This window comes from Acidimicrobiia bacterium (assembly GCA_040880805.1).
Lineage (GTDB): Bacteria > Actinomycetota > Acidimicrobiia > IMCC26256 > DASPTH01 > DASPTH01.
In genome coordinates, this window is record JBBDHW010000029.1 from 45206 (window position 1) to 59900 (window position 14695).

The window sequence follows — 14695 nt, forward strand, 5'->3', positions numbered from 1 at the left end:
CCATCTCCCGTCCTCCGCTGACGGGTGACGCTACGTCAATTGACTGCGACGGGCACGAGGGCGAGCGCGTGCTGCTGGCGGCGCTGGTTCATACGGATGAACCACACCACCGTCACGCTGATGGCGAGCGCGGTGAGCGTCCACGACATCGCGGCACGGGTGATCACGTAGGTGCTCACCGACTGGCTCACGAGCAGCCACAGCGTGACCCCCGCGTTCAACAGCTGCGTCGCCCCCCACAAGAAGGAGATACCGAGGAAGAACCGACGGAGGTGCGGATCGCGCATGCTGTCGACGGGCAGCGGGCAGAAGTCTCGGGCGATGCGGAGGACCACCGGCTGGCCCGCGAACGCCGAAGCGAGGATCACGATGCCGATCACGCCGGCGCCGACCGTGGGCTGGATGAAGTAGAGGAAGCTGCTGCCGGTCGCCAGTGCCAGCAAGGTCCGGAGGAACAGGACACCGAGGCCGACGAACACGAGGGTCGGGACGCGACGGCCGAGCAGCCGCCGGACGACGATGACGGCGACAGACCAACCGAACCCACCCACAATCGCCGCGCCCAGGCCGATTGTGTTCATGAGCACGAGGAACAGCGCGGTGGGACAGAACACCCCTTCCACCAGACGGGGCACCGCGCCCAAAGCGAGCTCACGCACCGGCGGAAGATGGAGCGTCTCGCCGGAGCTCATCGGCTGCTTTCGGTACACATCGGACGGGGGGTTCCCAAGCTAGTCGGGCGCGGAACTCCCGAGGTATCGGCGCGGCGGAAGGAATTGTTGAGCGACCGCGTCGGAACGTGACTTCAGACCATCCCGACCTCAGAGCACCCAGCGGGAGAGCGACTCGATCACGCACGCGGGCTTCTCCGAGCCCTCGACCTCCATCGTGATCTGCATTCGGGTCTGGAGGCCGCCGGAGACCTCGGTGACCTCGAGCAGCTCGACCCCGGCGCGGACACGCGCGCCCACCGGCACCGGCGCCGGGAAGCGCACTCGGTCGACTCCGTAGTTGATGCCCATCTGGAAGCCGTCCACGGTGACGACGGTGGGCACGAGCATGTTCGACAGCGCCATCGTGAGATAGCCGTGCGCGATGGGCCCGCCGTAGGGCGATTCCTTCGTCGCGCGTTCGACGTCGACGTGGATCCACTGGAAGTCGCCGGTGGCCTCGGCGAACAGGTTCACTCGATCCTGTGTGACCTCGAGCCACTCGCTGTACCCGAAATGGCGTCCGACTGCCACGCTCACCTCGTCGACGCCGTTCAGCACGACGGTCGTCACGTCGCCCCCAGGTCCTTCAACACTTCGTCGGCCTGTGCGACGATTCGGTCGATCAGCTCTTTGCAGGTGGGCAGGTCGTCGATCACGCCCACCACCTGTCCGCTCGCCATCACACCGGATTCGACCTTGCCGTCGACGAGCGCGGCCTTCAGCAGCATCGGCGTGTTCGCGGCCATGAGCGTCTGGGTCCACGTGAGGCCCATCGACTTCCGCATCGCCAGCCCCTCGTGGATCATGTCGCGCAGCGGGATGCCCGTCATGCGGCGAAACGCCCACGCGTTGCGAAGCGCGCGCGGGAATGCCCAGACGCGCCCACGCGTCGACTCGAGGTCGTCGACGAGGTCGGTGTGCAACACGCGGTGCGGTACGCCGTCGACCTGCGTGGTGACCACGGTCTCGGTGACGGCCTTGCCGAGGTAGAACTGCTTCACCGAGTCGGGCACCGCGGAGTCGGCCGTGAGCAGGAACCGCGTGCCCATCGCGATGCCGTCGGCGCCGTAGGCGAGCGCGGCGACCAGCCCGCGGCCGTCGAAGAAGCCGCCGGCCGCGATCACGGGGATCGCACCCTGCACCGCGTCCACCACCTGCGGGAGCAGGAGGCTCGTGGGCACGGACCCGGTGTGGCCGCCGCCCTCGCCTCCCTGCACGAGCACCGCGTCGACACCCCACCCGAGCACCTTCTCGGCGTGACGCTTGGCGCCGATCGACGGCACCACGAGCACGCCGCCGTCGTGCAGGGCGGCGATCAGGTCCTCACGCGGCGCCTGGGCGAAGCTCGCCACCTTCACGCCCTCGTTGATCAGCAGCTTGACGCGGTCGTTGACATCGGCGGCGTCGGCGCGCAGGTTCACGCCGAAGGGGCGGGGGGTGCGCGTCTTGACGTCGGCGATCGCGTTCTGGAGCTGACGGAAGTCCATGGTTGCGCTGGCGAGAATGCCGAGCGCACCGGCCTCGGCGGTGGCCGACACGAGACGCGGACCGGCAACCCAGCCCATGCCGGTCTGGACGATCGGCACGTCGATGCCGAAGAGATCGCACAGGCGCGTGTGCAGGCGCGCGTGCATCAGTTCGGGAGCTCGTGGAGGCGGAGCCCGGTGGGGTCGACCTGCTCGATCACCACGAGCTCCTCGTCGGTGGGCACACGGCTCTCGGGTACTTCGCCGTCGATGGCGAGCTCGAACCCGGTCGCTTCGACCACTTCGTCGACCGTCACGCCGGGATGCAGGCTCGCGAGGCGCATGCGGTGGTCGGGCGTCGCAAAGTCGAGGACCGCGAGGTTGGTGACGACGCGCCGGATCTCGTGGTGGGCGCGCACCCAGTCACCGAGCTTGGCGGCGCGGTCGTACCCCACTCCTGACACAACGTCGACCTTGGGCACGAACACGCGTGTCGTGTGGTTCGGGATCCAGTAGCTCGTGGTGTGGTTCACGGTGTTGCCGGGAGCGCCGCGCATACCGAGGAGCTGACTCTTCGGATGCCCCCATTCGCCGATGAACGCGAAGTTCTGGTTCCCGTACCGGTCCATCTGCGAGGCGCCCATCACCACGTGGCGGCGCCCGGACCACACCACGTCGAACATCGTGCGGTACGGGTTCCACGCTTCGACGACCTTCTCCGCGTCGTCGACCCCGATGGGCATCGGGTTGGCGACGAGCAGCGCGAAGCCATCGGTCATCACGAGGTCGGGCTCGAACACGACCCGGGCGACGCGACCACCGATCATCGGGATGTTGCCGATCGGGTTCGCCATGATCTCGCCGTCGCCGCGGAACGTGTCGGCGATCGCCACCACACAGATGTCGGCGCGGGGGATGCCTGCGTCGGTCACAGCCCGACCACCTTCCGGTACTCGGCGTGGTTGCCGCAGTCGAGGTACTTCGCCGTCCACGCGCTCCACGCGTCGGCATCTCGGGCCGTGAGCGCGTACTCGCGCTGGAACGCCTCGTCGCGCTCGTAGTCGGGGACGCACTCGGTGAAGTGCGCACCGTGCGCTGCCTCTACGACTCCGTGGGTCATCAGCCGGTTGATCTTGAGCGTTTGGATCGGGCCGTTCGACGCGAGCTCGTCGGTGGGCACGACGCGCTCGACGCTCATGAACGCGCGCGGCGCGGCCATGCAGAACAGGTCGTCGAAGTAAGGGTCGACGTTCAGGTACTGCCCGTTGCCGCGCGCGTCGCCGCGGTGCATGTGCACGAGGGCGACGTCGAGGTTGAGTGCGGGCGCGGCGACCAGCTCCTCGCGATCGTCGTACGGTGAGATGACAGTGCGGATCTCGTCTTGGCGGGCGACCACGTCGGAGCCGAGACCGACCCTCGTGGGAAGGAACGGCACCCGCCACGCGGCGGCTTGCAGGCCGAGGAGGAACATGCCCTCATCGAGCTCGAGCGTGGTGACCGCGCCGGCTTCACGCGCTTTGCGGAAGTGCGGCTCCAGCGCGATCGAGTCGAGCGAGCAGAACGAGTACACGACCTTCTTCGCCTTGCCCGTCGCGCAGAGCAACCCAACATCGGGACCGCCGTAGCTCACGATGGTGAGATCGCGGAGGTCGGAGCGCGCGATGGCGCGCACGATGCTCATCGGCTTGCGCCGCGATCCCCAGCCGCCGATGCCGATCGTCATGCCGTCGCGCAGCTCGGCGACCACGTCTTCTTCGGTGATGCGTTTGTCGGTCATCGCAAGTTGGACGTGCCTAATCGGAAGTATCGGCGTCGCGGCCTTCGACGAACGCGTCGCGCAGCTCGTCGGACACACCTGACAGGTTGAGCTCGAAGGTGAAGCCCTGCTCGAAGCGGTACGAGCGTTTCACGTCCCACAGATCGATCCCGTTGAGACTCTCCTTCGCCGCCCGGATGACCCTGGGCGACTTCTCCGCGATGCTCTCGGCCACCTCCAACGCGGCGGCGCGCAGCTCGCCGCGCGACACGACTTTCAGCACGGAGCCGAACGCGTGGAGCTCGGCTGCGGTGGCGGTGGCGCTCGTGTAGACCATCGCCCGCATCTTGTGCTGGGGAACGAGGCGTGAGAGGTGCGTGGCGGCCCCAAGGGCGCCGCGGTCGACCTCGGGGAGGCCGAAGTAGGCGTCGTCGCTGGCGACGATCACGTCGGCGTTGCCCACGAGGCCGATACCGCCGCCGACGCAGAAGCCGTGGACAGCTGCGATCACGGGGACCGGGCAGTCGTACACCGCGGCGAAGGCGGCGAAACAGCCCTTGTTGGCTCCGATCAGGGCGTCGAAGCCCTCGGAGTTCTGCATCTCCTTGATATCGACGCCGGCGTTGAACCCGCGGCCTTCGGCGCGCAACACGACGACGCGCACGGCGCGATCGGCACCCAACTCGTTGAGGACGCGGGCGAGGTCGAACCAGCCGTCGACCGTGAGCGCGTTGACGGGCGGCGCGTCGACGATCACCTCGGCGATTCCCCGCTCGTCGACGTGCGAAGTGATCCCCACGAGGCGGCAGCGTAGTGTGCTGTCCCGCATGACGATCGAAGCGGTGCTGTGGGATTACGGCGGCGTGTTCACGCCGTCGCCGTTCGGGGCCGCTACTGCGTACGCGCACGCGGTCGGCGCCGAGCCTGCCGTCCTGCTGGAAGTGGTGTTCGGCTCGTACGACACCGACGGCGACCACGTGTGGCACCGGCTCGAGCGCGGCGAGGTGCCGTTCACCGAAGCTCTCGCGGAGATCGCGGTAGCGGCCGAGGCAGCGGGTTTCCGTTTCGAGGCGCGGGAGATGTTCGCCGCGATGCGTTCCGACGAGATCGACCGCACCATCGTCGTCGACTCCGTACGCGCGGTCCGGGCGCGCGGTCTGCGCACCGGGATCGTCACGAACAACATCCGTGAGTACGGCGATTCGTGGCGTGGTCAGCTCCCGATCGACGAGCTGTTCGACACGGTCGTCGACTCGTCACACGAAGGCGTGCGCAAGCCGAATCCAGTGATCTACCACACCGCCCTCGAACGCCTCGGCGTAACCCACCCGTCGCACGCGGTGTTCCTCGACGACTTCGAAGCGAACGTGGTCGCGGCGCGCAACCTCGGTCTGCACGGCATCGTCGTCGACGAGGATCCGCGCGCCGCGATCGATGCGCTCGACGCCCTGCTCGACCGCGAGCTCGGTTAGTTCCCGAAGGACCTTGACCTCGGGGTGGCGGCTGCTACGTGGCTCCCCGTCGCGGGGTGGTGGTGGTCGTGGCAGGTGGTGCAGGACGCGTCGGCACCATGTCGATCGGCTGGCCGCCACTCTCACATGCGCGGGTCGGGACCGCAGTGTGTTCATGCGCAGGCGGTTGCCCCAAACTGTGTACGCCGGTGACCGTCCAAAGACGGTGGTGCGGAGATTGACTCGGGGATCGGTGCCTGCGAAGGCGCTGGCCGACGCGTCCTGCGATCGGGCGCGCGTGGGTCCTCGAGCCGATCGGCGAGGAGTACGCGCGGCGGTCATGGTTAGGGCTCACGCCGGATCTGATTGAGCGTTGATGGTGTAGTTCCATTCGCCGTGCCAGTCGTGGGGGTCGAGCGGCACGGCCGCGAGGTGGCCGTCGCTGATCTTGACGCCGGTCGGGTACCAGTTGGGGTCGTAAGCGGCTTGGATCGTGAGCCCGGTGGCGGTGGCGGTGGCGGAGATGAGCTCGACGATGGTGCGCAGGCTGGTGAGGGGCCGGCCGCGCCAGTTGATGGTGATGAAGCTGAACATGCGGTGTTCGATCTTGTTCCACTTGCTGGTGCCGGGCGGGTAGTGGCACACGGTGATGCGCAGACCGGTCTCGGCCGCGAGTGCGGCGAGGTGAACTTTCCAGGCTCGGAGCCGGTATCCGTTAGAGCTGCCAGCATCCGCGGTGATCAACAGCCGGTCGGCGTCGGGGAAGCGTGCCCGGCCCATCTGGTTCCACCAGCGTCGAATGGACTCGACTGCGAACTCGGCGGTGTCAGCGACGTCACCGACACTGACCCAGCCTTCGTCGTTGGCCACGTCGTAGATTCCATAGGGGATGGCCTTCGCGTACTCGCCCAGTGCGCGATCGGCGAAGTCGTGCACGTTCACGCGCGTCGGTTTGCCCTCCGGTGCCCACTCGGTGCCGCCGTTGGCGTAGTCACCGATCAGCTCCTTCTTCTTCGTGTCCACGCTGATCGCCGGTTGGCCGTCATCGATGAACGCGGCGGCCATGTCGTTGAGATACCGGAACTGGGCGTCCCGGTCGGGATGCTGACGTCCCTCGGTCACCTTGGCGTTGGCCTGCAACGAGTAGCCGAGTAGATGCAGCAAGCGAAGCACCGTGCGCGACGACACCTCGAAGCCTTGACGCACCAGATCCTCGGCCAGCTTCGTCGAGGACTTCGACGTCCAGCGCAGCAACGACATCGGGTTGCCACGCGTCTCGGGATGCACCAGCTCGTCGAGTGCCTCGAGCAAACCGGGTTGCTTGTCGATCAACGGCTTGTCGCCACCGCCCGCTGCTCGCAGACGCGCCGGCCGTTCGATCCCGGCCGCGACTTCCGCCTCGGCCTTGATCACCGTGTTGCGGCTCATACCCGACGCCGTCGCCACCGCTGTCTTGGCGCCTCGGCCCAGCATCTCCGACGCGGCACCCGCGACAACACGCCGCTGCACCTCGTTCATGTGCGGCAGAACCACGTCGAAGAACCGCGCGAGCGCCTCCGGCGTGACCTCCACACCACAAAGATACTACGCGCGTATTATCCTGGCGTGGACCCTTAGCGCGTGGGGTAAACCCGTTCCCAAAATCGGGGTCCGGGCGCGACGCGCCTTACCCCGAACCCAATAGGGGCAGGCGCTTCCTCGTTTCGCTAGACCCTCCTTCTAGTACCGATCTGCCGTGCTGTGCGGCTGGACTGAGTACGCGGTTCGGGACGCTCGTTGCTCGATCCTGAACCATGGCCCACGCTGCGCCGCGCAGGCGAACGACCCGATGATCTGAAGGGTTGGCTGTGTCTCGGGTAGCGCCAGGGTCGGGTGAGCCCATCCATCGAGCAGCGTGATCGACGGGGACTCTGATGCGCCGCCTGCGCTCACGCTCGCCGTCGTCCTCTTCTGGTATCGGAAGGTTGACTATCGTGCGCGCCGTGATACCCGCAGCGTGGCTCGCACCCGGAGACCCGCCCCTGTCACTCATCGACGCGCTGCGTTTGGCGGCCGCACCGTGGCGCAAAGACGCGCTGTGTTGCGAGCATCCCGAGGTGAACTTCTACCCCGACCGCGGTCAGAGCGGCGCGTCAGCCAAGGTTGTGTGCAGGGACTGTCTCGTGAAGCGAGAGTGTCTGCTCTTCGCGATGTCGAACCGGGACGCCTTCGAGCACGGCGTGTGGGGCGGCACCATCCCCTCGGAGCGCCGCGAGTTGCTCCGCCGCCATCAGTCACCCGGGCTGGCACCGCGAACGCCGCCAAGCGTTCACTGCCCCGGCTGTGACGACATCCTGCCGCCTGGCCGCGTCGGCCTGTGCTGCGACTGCAGCGGCGAGGTAACCCAGTTGGAGTGGGTCCGAGTCCGCAGCTAGTCCGCGAGAAGCTGGTATAGCGTCGTGGAACCGCGCGGGCTGTGCTCGGTCCGGTATCCCCAGCCGTCAACAACGCGGAACCATGGCGAATCCGATGGGCCGTCGGGATGTCCGTAGGCGGGGAACCAGTAACCGACCACTTCCTCACCCAACGCCGCGAGCGCAGCACGCACTAGGGCCGAGAGACCCGCGACGGGGGCGGCGGCACGCGAGGTCGGGGCGTTCGCGCCAGAACTGGCGATCGGCGTGTTTTTCGCGAGTACCGCGCACAGCGCACTGGCAGACCGTTCTCGGTCACGGCACCGGCTCCTCAGCACTCTGTGGGAAGGGTCGCGGGCAGCGCGGCGAGGATGTCGTCGAGCACATCGGACGCTTCACGTCTCAACCTCGAGATGTGCGTCGCGAAGCGATCGTCGAAGAGGTGCGGCTCGTGCTCGTCGAGCTTGGTCGGGAACCACTCTCCGCCGTCCCCGCGTCCGGCGACCCGCGCGAGTACTTCGTCGCGAGATGCCGTCAAGCAGAAGTGCCGGACATCGATCCCGTCGGCGCGCAGACCGCCGACGATCTCGTCGAAGTAAGCAGGGTTCAGCAGCGTCATCGGGACGATGAGCGGCCGATGGAAGTCCCTGAGCAGACCGGCCGCGGTCTCACGGACGAGCCGTCGCCATACCGATAGATCCTGGAAGTCGGCAACTTCGGCATCGGCGGGCTGCCAGGCGCGCAGGAGAAACCCGAGGTGTTCGGGATCGAACACGGTTGCCCGCGGCCAACGCTCGGCCGGCCACCGTCGACTTCCCCACACCGAACGGACCGTTGATCCAGACGATCATCGCTTGGCTATGGCGAGGATGCCTTCGCCTCGGCCTCCGCGTCGCGCTTCGCGTTCTCTGCGTCCTGCGCGGCGATGATCGCGGGGAGGTCGGCCGGCTGCCATCCCACGACGAGCTCCTTCCCGCGCAAGTCGTGCACCGGGCGGTCGAGTTCGGCGAGCAACGCGAGGCTGTAGGTGACTTGGCCCGTGAGTGTGCCGGGGTCCGCTGCTACGAGCGCGAGCGCGGCTTCGGCCATCGTGTCGAGCGGCTCGAAGTAGATGTCGGGGAACCACGCGTTCCCCACGAGCGACGCGGTGGCCGCCGCCTTCTGCGGTGACAGCGCGTTCACCTGGATGCCCTGGCCGTGCGTCTCGACCGCGAGACTCACGGTCCACCGGTTCAGCATCGCCTTGGTAGAGCCGTACGCAGACCCCGCGCGCGCGGGCGCAGTATGCGGGAAGGGCGGGCCTGGCGGGAGTTCGGCCGACGCCGAGCTGATGTTGAGGATGGCACCGTGTCCGCGCTCGCGCATGCCGGGCAGCACGTGCTGCGCGAGCAACCACGCCGACCAGTTGTTCACCTCCTGGACTTTCTGGAGCTGTTCCATGGTCCACTCTTCGAACGGCTTGTAGCCACCGAGGGCGGAGTTGTTCACCATGACGTCGACCGGCCCGAGGTCGCGTTCGACCTCGGCGATGAGCGTCTCGCGGCCCCCGTCGGGGCGCGAGAGGTCGACCACGTACACGCCGCCGGTGGACCCCGCGGCCTCGACGAGAGCAAGCGCCTCCTCGAGCCCGGACCGGGTGCGCGCCGCGACCGCGACCTTCGCGCCCTCGGCCGCGAACCGCTCCGCGATCGCGGTGCCGATGCCACCTTTGCTCGCGCCGGTGACCACCGCCACCAAGCCGTCGAGGTCACGTCCCATCGTCATCACCGCCAGCGGTACCGTAGGTGACGATGGGCATCGAGATCGATTTCGACGGGCAGGTCGTACTCGTCACGGGTGGCACCCGCGGGGTGGGCCGCGGGATCGCGCAGCGTTTCGCCGACGTCGGTGCCACTGTCGCCACGTGCGCGCGCAAGGAAGTGGAAGACCTGCCCGACAACTGGACGTTCTTTCCCGCGGACTTGCGCGACGGCGACGCTGCGTGGGCGGTGATCGACTCGGTCGTCGAACAACTGGGACAAATCGACGTACTCGTCAACAACGCGGGCGGCGCACCACCCGCCGACACCACCACGGCACCGCCGCGCTTCTCGGAGCGCGTCCTCGCGCTCAACCTCCTCGCGGCCGTGTACTGCTCGCAGCGGGCCAATCACTGGATGCAGGAGGGTGAAGGCGGTTCGATCATCAACATCAGCAGCGTGAGCGGCTTGCGGCCGTCGCCGACATCCGCCGTGTACAGCGCCGCGAAAGCCGGCCTCGTGAACTTCACGATGACAACGGCAATGGAGTGGGCGCCGAAGGTCCGCGTCAACTGCGTGAGCGTGGGGTTGATCCGCACCGAGCAGTCGCACCTGTTCTACGGCGACGAAGAGGGCATCGCGCGGGTGAGCGCGACAATCCCGATGGGCCGGATGGCCGAGCCCACGGACGTCGGCGACGTATGCCTCTTCCTCGCGTCGCGCCTCGCCGCGTATGTGAGCGGTGCCAACATCCACGTCCACGGCGGCGGCGAACCACCCCCCTACCTCGAAGCCGCCGCCCCCTAACAACGAACCTGCGTCACCTGTGGGCGCTCTACGACCATGAACGACGCAAGTTCGTTGGGGGTCAGGGGTGCTGGCTCGACACGGAGACGATCTCGCCGGTCATGTAGCCCGAGTAGTCGGAGGCGAGGAACACGATCACGTTCGCCACCTCCCATGGCTCGGCCCATCGGCCGAACGCCTCGCGGGTGGCGAGCTCCTCGAGCAACTCCTGAGTGGTGACTTTCGCGAGGTTCTCGTGCATCGCGAGACTCGGCGCGACCGCGTTCACGCGCACGCCGCGGGGCCCGGCTTCGATCGCCGCGCTGCGGGTGAGCGCCATCACGCCCGCCTTCGCCGCGCTGTAGTGCGCCTGGCCGGCCTGCGCGCGCCAGCCCATGACCGATGCGTTGTTGACGATCGCTCCGCGCCCGCGCGCGTACATGTGGTTGAGCGCGGCGCGGGTGCACCGGAACGTGCCGTTCAGCGTGACGTCGAGGACGACCGACCACTGCTCGTCGGTCATCTCGTGCAGTTCGGCGGTACCGCCGAGACCGGCGTTGTTCACGACGACGTCGATACCACCGAGCTCCGACGCCGCCGCGGAGAACAGGGCCTTCACGTCGTCTTCGCTCGTAACGTCACACTGCACTCCGAGCACACCCAGTGCGGCAGCCGCCTCGCCGAGCCTCCGCTCGTGCTTGTCGCTGATCACGACGCGCGCCCCCTCCTCGACGCAGCGTTTCGCGGTGGCGAACCCGATCCCGGTGCCCGCCGCCGCGGTGACGAGGACACCTTTGCCCTCGAGGAGCGCGTGACCTTCTACGTATGGCGGCGTACTCATGTGGTACCGGGCGCCGACAGCGCGCCCACCGCCATGTCGACGAGGTTGGCGACGAAGGCATCGTGCTCGAGCGCGGGCTCGGGGCCGTCATCGAGCGCACGGGCGCGCATCGCCAGCGCTTCGGACACGAGCGCGAGCAGGATCGTGACCCGCTCGTGGCGCACGGGTCGCGCGAGATGGCCGAGCCCGCTCTGGATGCCGAGCAGCACCTGCTGCGCGCCGGTGGGACCTCCGGCGATGTCGACGTCCCACAGGTCGAAGAGCCCGACGAGTTGCTCGACGATGCGCAGGTACTCGCGCCCGTCAGGAGTCGCGAGTTTGTGCGCGAACGGGATCACGAGCGCTTCGACGAGCGAGCGGAGGTCGTCGAGCTTCCCCGTGTGGGCCAGCTCGGAGAGCATGACCGCGCGCTCGTCCTCGATCGCGCCGTCGTGGCGCGCCGTGATCGCGACGAGCAGGCCGTCGCGGCCACCGAAGTGGTAGTGCAGTGCCGACGCATTGCGCTGCCCGGCGGTCTCGACGATCCGCTTCAGCGGAACCTGGTAGATGCCGTCGCGCGCGAACATCTGCTGCGCGGTCCGGAGCAGCGTCTCCCGCGTGTCGGTCGCGTCACGAGCCATAGGCGTCCGCGAGCGTAGCGATCGTCTCGTGGAACTCGGCGATGGTCTGTTCGATGATCTCGGCCACCGGCTTCACCTCGTCGATCCGGCCGGCCACCTGACCGCCGAACGCGAACGCGGCGTCGAGGTTGCCGTCGAAGTAGAGGTCGAGCAGCCCCTCGAGCGACGCCATCGGCACCTGGTCGAGCGTTTCCTCGCGCGCCTCGCTGTAGGGCGTCGCGAGCACGCGGAACCCAGGTTTGTGGAACCGGTTGAGGAAGACGGTCCCGGTGTCGGCGGTGTCGACGACGAGCTTCTTGTAGTTGTCGTGCACCGGTGACTCAGCGGCGGAGACCATGCGGGTGCCCATCTGCACGCCCTCGGCACCCAGCACGAACGCCGCGGCCATCGAACGGCCGTCGCACACGCCGCCCGCCGCGATCACGGGGACGTCGACGCGCGAGCACACCAAGGGGATCAGCACCATCGACGAGACGTCACGGGAGCTCTTGAACCCGCCTCCCTCACCGCCCTCGGCGACGATGCCGTCGACACCGGCGTCGATCGCCTTCAACGCGGAGCGCAGGTTGGGTACGACGTGGAACACCGTGATCCCGGCCTCGTGGAGCGTGTCGGTGAAGCGATTCGGGTCACCCGCCGACGTGGTGACGAAGCGCACACCCTGGTCGTGCACGAAGTCGACGATGGCGGGATCGCGCACGAACAGCTGCGCGATGTTCACGCCGAACGGCTTGTCGGTGAGGTCACGCATCTTGGCGATCTCGTCGCGTACCTGGTCGAGCTGACCCGACGACGTCTCGATGATCCCGAGCGCGCCCGCGTTCGACACCGCTGACGCGAGTTGCGCGCGCGCGATGTAGCCCATCGGTGCCTGGATAATCGGGTACTCCACCCCGAGCAGGTCGGTCACACGGTTGTGCATCGGCGACTCCAGCCTCAAGCCCCTGGCGGGGCCATACCCTCGGGCGCGTTGTGGAAGTAGCAGAGCTCTTCGACGCGCTCCTTGATCCGCCAGCCCTCGCCGGTGCGGACGAGCTTGTCGTGATACCAAACACCGACGAAGAACGTGCGGGGCGGACCGTCCTTCTGGGGGAGCACCATCGGGTTGTGCAGGATCGACGTGGCGGTCGCCGTATCACCGTCGACGACGATCTTGCTCGTGCCCACCATGTGCTGGAACGACTTGAACATCGGCATCGCCTGCGCGAGGAACTCCTTGGTCGACGGCAGATCACCCGCGCTCCCGCCCGTCTCGGAATAGTCGATGAACGCGTCCGCCGTGAAGACGTCGTCGAGCGCGTCCCAGTTCCGCCGGTCGATCGCCTGCGTGTAGTCGACCAACAGCTCCTGGATCTCGAGCCGGTCCGAGATCTCCTGCAACGACATCGTCATCGCCGCCTCCCTAGTGCGAACTGGCGTCAGCAGAGGGGGGTATAGCACCCTTTGTTGACGCCGGTTCGTGAGGAGTGGTTGTGAAGCTGGGAATGATGCTCGGTGCGTGGTCGGGCGCGAACCTCACGGTGCCGGTGGAGCGCGTGAAGCTCGCCGAGGAGCTCGGCTACGACTCGGTCTGGTCGAGTGAGGCGTATGGCGCCGACGCGCTGAGCCCGCTCGCGTACCTCGCGGCGATCACCGATCGCATCAAACTCGCCACCGCAGTCGTGCAACTCGGGGCGCGCACCCCCACCGCCACCGCGATGGCGTTCTCGACCATCGAGGCGCTCGCGGGACGCGGGCGCGTCATCGTCGGTCTCGGATTGTCGGGTCCTCAGATCGTCGAAGGCTGGTACGGCACGCCGTGGGCCAAGCCGATCGCCCGCACACGCGACACCGTCGCCATCATGCGGCAGGTGTTCGCACGGGAGGGGCCCGCCGCGTACGACGGCGAAGTCATCTCGCTCCCGTACCAGGGTCCCGACGCGACCGGCGTGGGCAAGCCGCTCAAGTCGATCCTGCACACCAACCCCGACACGCCGATCTTCATTGCCGCCGGCGGGCCCGCCAACGTCGCGCTCACCGCGGAGATCGCCGACGGCTGGCTGCCGATGGGGCTCACGCCGTCGAACGCGCACACGTACCGGCCAACGCTCGAACGCGGTGCTGCACGATCGGGACGCCCACTCGAAACGCTGGAGATCCAATCCGGCTGCGGCGTGAGGATCACCGACGACGTCGGCGCGGTGATCGCCGCCGCGAAGCCGCAGCTCGCCTTCTACGTGGGCGGCATGGGCTCGCGCGCGCAGAACTTCCACAAGGACGCGATGACGCGGCGCGGCTACGGCGACGCCGCCAACCGGATCCAGGAACTATTCCTCGCCGGGAAGCGCGAGGAGGCCATCGCTGCAGTGCCCGACGAGTACGTCGACGAAGGCGGGCTGTACGGAACGACGAAGCGCATCCGCGAGCGTCTCGAGCCGTGGACGAGCTGCGGGATCACCGGACTCACCGTCACGACCGAACAAGACGATGCGCTCGGGCTGATGGCCGACCTCCTCGAGACGCGCCCGTGACCGGCGACTGGGCGCCGATCCTCGCCGACCTCGAACGCCGACGCGCCGACGCGCAGGCGATGGGTGGACCCGAACGCGTGGCACGACATCACGCGCGCGGAGAGCTCGACGCCCGGCAGCGGCTCGACCGGCTGTTCGACGCGGGGACGTTCCGTGAGCTCGGCGCGTTCACCGGCGGCATCACCGAGCCCGACGCACCGCCGGCGGCGGCCGACGGTCTGGTCGCGGGAATGGGCATGATCGACGGACGTCCGGCACTCGGCGCCGCGGAAGACTTCACCACGCTCGGCGGTTCGATCGGCAACGGCGCGTCCGACAAGCGCTATCGGATGTGCCAGCTCGCGCGCCAGGAACGCGTGCCCCTCGTGTTCATGCTCGAAGGCGCCGGCCATCGGCTCACGAACGCGCCCGCTGGCCGGC

Annotated in this window: 18 protein-coding genes; 5 read left to right on the forward strand and 13 right to left on the reverse strand. The window is 67.9% G+C overall.

Annotated elements, in window-relative coordinates:
* Positions 1-35: 35 nt before the first annotated feature.
* From WD271_07405 to WD271_07430, 6 genes are all read right to left on the reverse strand, one after another.
* Entirely contained in the window at positions 36-692 is a 657-nt protein-coding gene (locus WD271_07405; protein ID MEX1007659.1) for a VC0807 family protein, read from the reverse strand.
* Between the two features lie 129 nt (positions 693-821).
* On the reverse strand, positions 822-1283 hold the full coding sequence (locus tag WD271_07410; GenBank protein ID MEX1007660.1) for a MaoC family dehydratase: 462 nt from the start codon (positions 1281-1283) through the stop codon (positions 822-824).
* Positions 1280-2347, reverse strand: a complete 1068-nt coding sequence (locus tag WD271_07415) for a nitronate monooxygenase (GenBank protein ID MEX1007661.1) — start codon at positions 2345-2347, stop codon at positions 1280-1282. The genes WD271_07410 and WD271_07415 overlap by 4 nt, the downstream gene beginning before the upstream one ends.
* The gene (locus WD271_07420) at positions 2347-3111 is read right to left on the reverse strand and encodes a CoA-transferase (GenBank protein ID MEX1007662.1); all 765 of its coding nucleotides are present in this window, start codon (positions 3109-3111) and stop codon (positions 2347-2349) included. The genes WD271_07415 and WD271_07420 overlap by 1 nt, the downstream gene beginning before the upstream one ends.
* Positions 3108-3956, reverse strand: coding sequence for a CoA-transferase (locus WD271_07425; protein MEX1007663.1), 849 nt, complete (start codon positions 3954-3956; stop codon positions 3108-3110). The genes WD271_07420 and WD271_07425 overlap by 4 nt, the downstream gene beginning before the upstream one ends.
* 16 nt (positions 3957-3972) lie before the next feature.
* Complete coding sequence (locus tag WD271_07430; protein MEX1007664.1) at positions 3973-4734, reverse strand: enoyl-CoA hydratase family protein; 762 nt, start codon at positions 4732-4734, stop codon at positions 3973-3975.
* A gap of 28 nt (positions 4735-4762) precedes the next feature.
* Between WD271_07430 and WD271_07435 the strand changes: the two genes are divergently transcribed.
* Positions 4763-5407, forward strand: a complete 645-nt coding sequence (locus tag WD271_07435) for an HAD family phosphatase (protein ID MEX1007665.1) — start codon at positions 4763-4765, stop codon at positions 5405-5407.
* A 330-nt stretch (positions 5408-5737) separates the two neighbouring features.
* Here the strand turns inward: WD271_07435 and WD271_07440 are convergent, their stop codons facing one another.
* A complete protein-coding gene (locus WD271_07440) occupies positions 5738-6904 on the reverse strand; it encodes an ISAzo13 family transposase (protein ID MEX1007666.1) in 1167 nt (388 codons plus the stop codon).
* Between the two features lie 464 nt (positions 6905-7368).
* Here WD271_07440 and WD271_07445 point away from each other — a divergent pair, with 464 nt between their 5' ends.
* The gene (locus tag WD271_07445; protein MEX1007667.1) at positions 7369-7800 is read left to right on the forward strand and encodes a WhiB family transcriptional regulator; all 432 of its coding nucleotides are present in this window, start codon (positions 7369-7371) and stop codon (positions 7798-7800) included.
* Positions 7801-8110: 310 nt separating this feature from the next.
* Here WD271_07445 and WD271_07450 read toward each other — a convergent pair whose 3' ends face one another.
* Entirely contained in the window at positions 8111-8554 is a 444-nt protein-coding gene (locus WD271_07450) for a hypothetical protein (GenBank protein ID MEX1007668.1), read from the reverse strand.
* An 83-nt stretch (positions 8555-8637) separates the two neighbouring features.
* Positions 8638-9543 carry an SDR family NAD(P)-dependent oxidoreductase gene (locus WD271_07455; protein MEX1007669.1) on the reverse strand — a complete coding sequence of 302 codons (906 nt, stop codon included), beginning with the start codon at positions 9541-9543 and terminating at the stop codon, positions 8638-8640.
* 26 nt (positions 9544-9569) lie between these two features.
* On the opposite strand from WD271_07455, the gene WD271_07460 reads away from it, so the two are divergent.
* Positions 9570-10325: an SDR family oxidoreductase gene (locus WD271_07460; protein ID MEX1007670.1), complete on the forward strand. Its 756-nt coding sequence runs from the start codon at positions 9570-9572 to the stop codon at positions 10323-10325.
* 61 nt (positions 10326-10386) lie between these two features.
* Here the strand turns inward: WD271_07460 and WD271_07465 are convergent, their stop codons facing one another.
* The 4 genes from WD271_07465 to WD271_07480 are packed head-to-tail and all read right to left on the reverse strand — an operon-like array spanning position 10387 to position 13157.
* Complete coding sequence (locus tag WD271_07465; GenBank protein MEX1007671.1) at positions 10387-11145, reverse strand: SDR family oxidoreductase; 759 nt, start codon at positions 11143-11145, stop codon at positions 10387-10389.
* Entirely contained in the window at positions 11142-11765 is a 624-nt protein-coding gene (locus tag WD271_07470) for a TetR family transcriptional regulator (GenBank protein ID MEX1007672.1), read from the reverse strand. The genes WD271_07465 and WD271_07470 overlap by 4 nt, the downstream gene beginning before the upstream one ends.
* Positions 11755-12687 carry a nitronate monooxygenase gene (locus tag WD271_07475; GenBank protein ID MEX1007673.1) on the reverse strand — a complete coding sequence of 311 codons (933 nt, stop codon included), beginning with the start codon at positions 12685-12687 and terminating at the stop codon, positions 11755-11757. Before WD271_07475 ends, WD271_07470 begins: the two co-directional genes overlap by 11 nt.
* Before the next feature lie 14 nt (positions 12688-12701).
* Positions 12702-13157, reverse strand: coding sequence for a nuclear transport factor 2 family protein (locus tag WD271_07480; GenBank protein MEX1007674.1), 456 nt, complete (start codon positions 13155-13157; stop codon positions 12702-12704).
* 80 nt (positions 13158-13237) lie between these two features.
* Here WD271_07480 and WD271_07485 point away from each other — a divergent pair, with 80 nt between their 5' ends.
* A complete protein-coding gene (locus tag WD271_07485) occupies positions 13238-14275 on the forward strand; it encodes an LLM class F420-dependent oxidoreductase (GenBank protein MEX1007675.1) in 1038 nt (345 codons plus the stop codon).
* The coding region (locus tag WD271_07490) for a carboxyl transferase domain-containing protein (GenBank protein ID MEX1007676.1) at positions 14272-14695 on the forward strand (424 nt) is incomplete at its 3' end. The genes WD271_07485 and WD271_07490, both read left to right, overlap by 4 nt.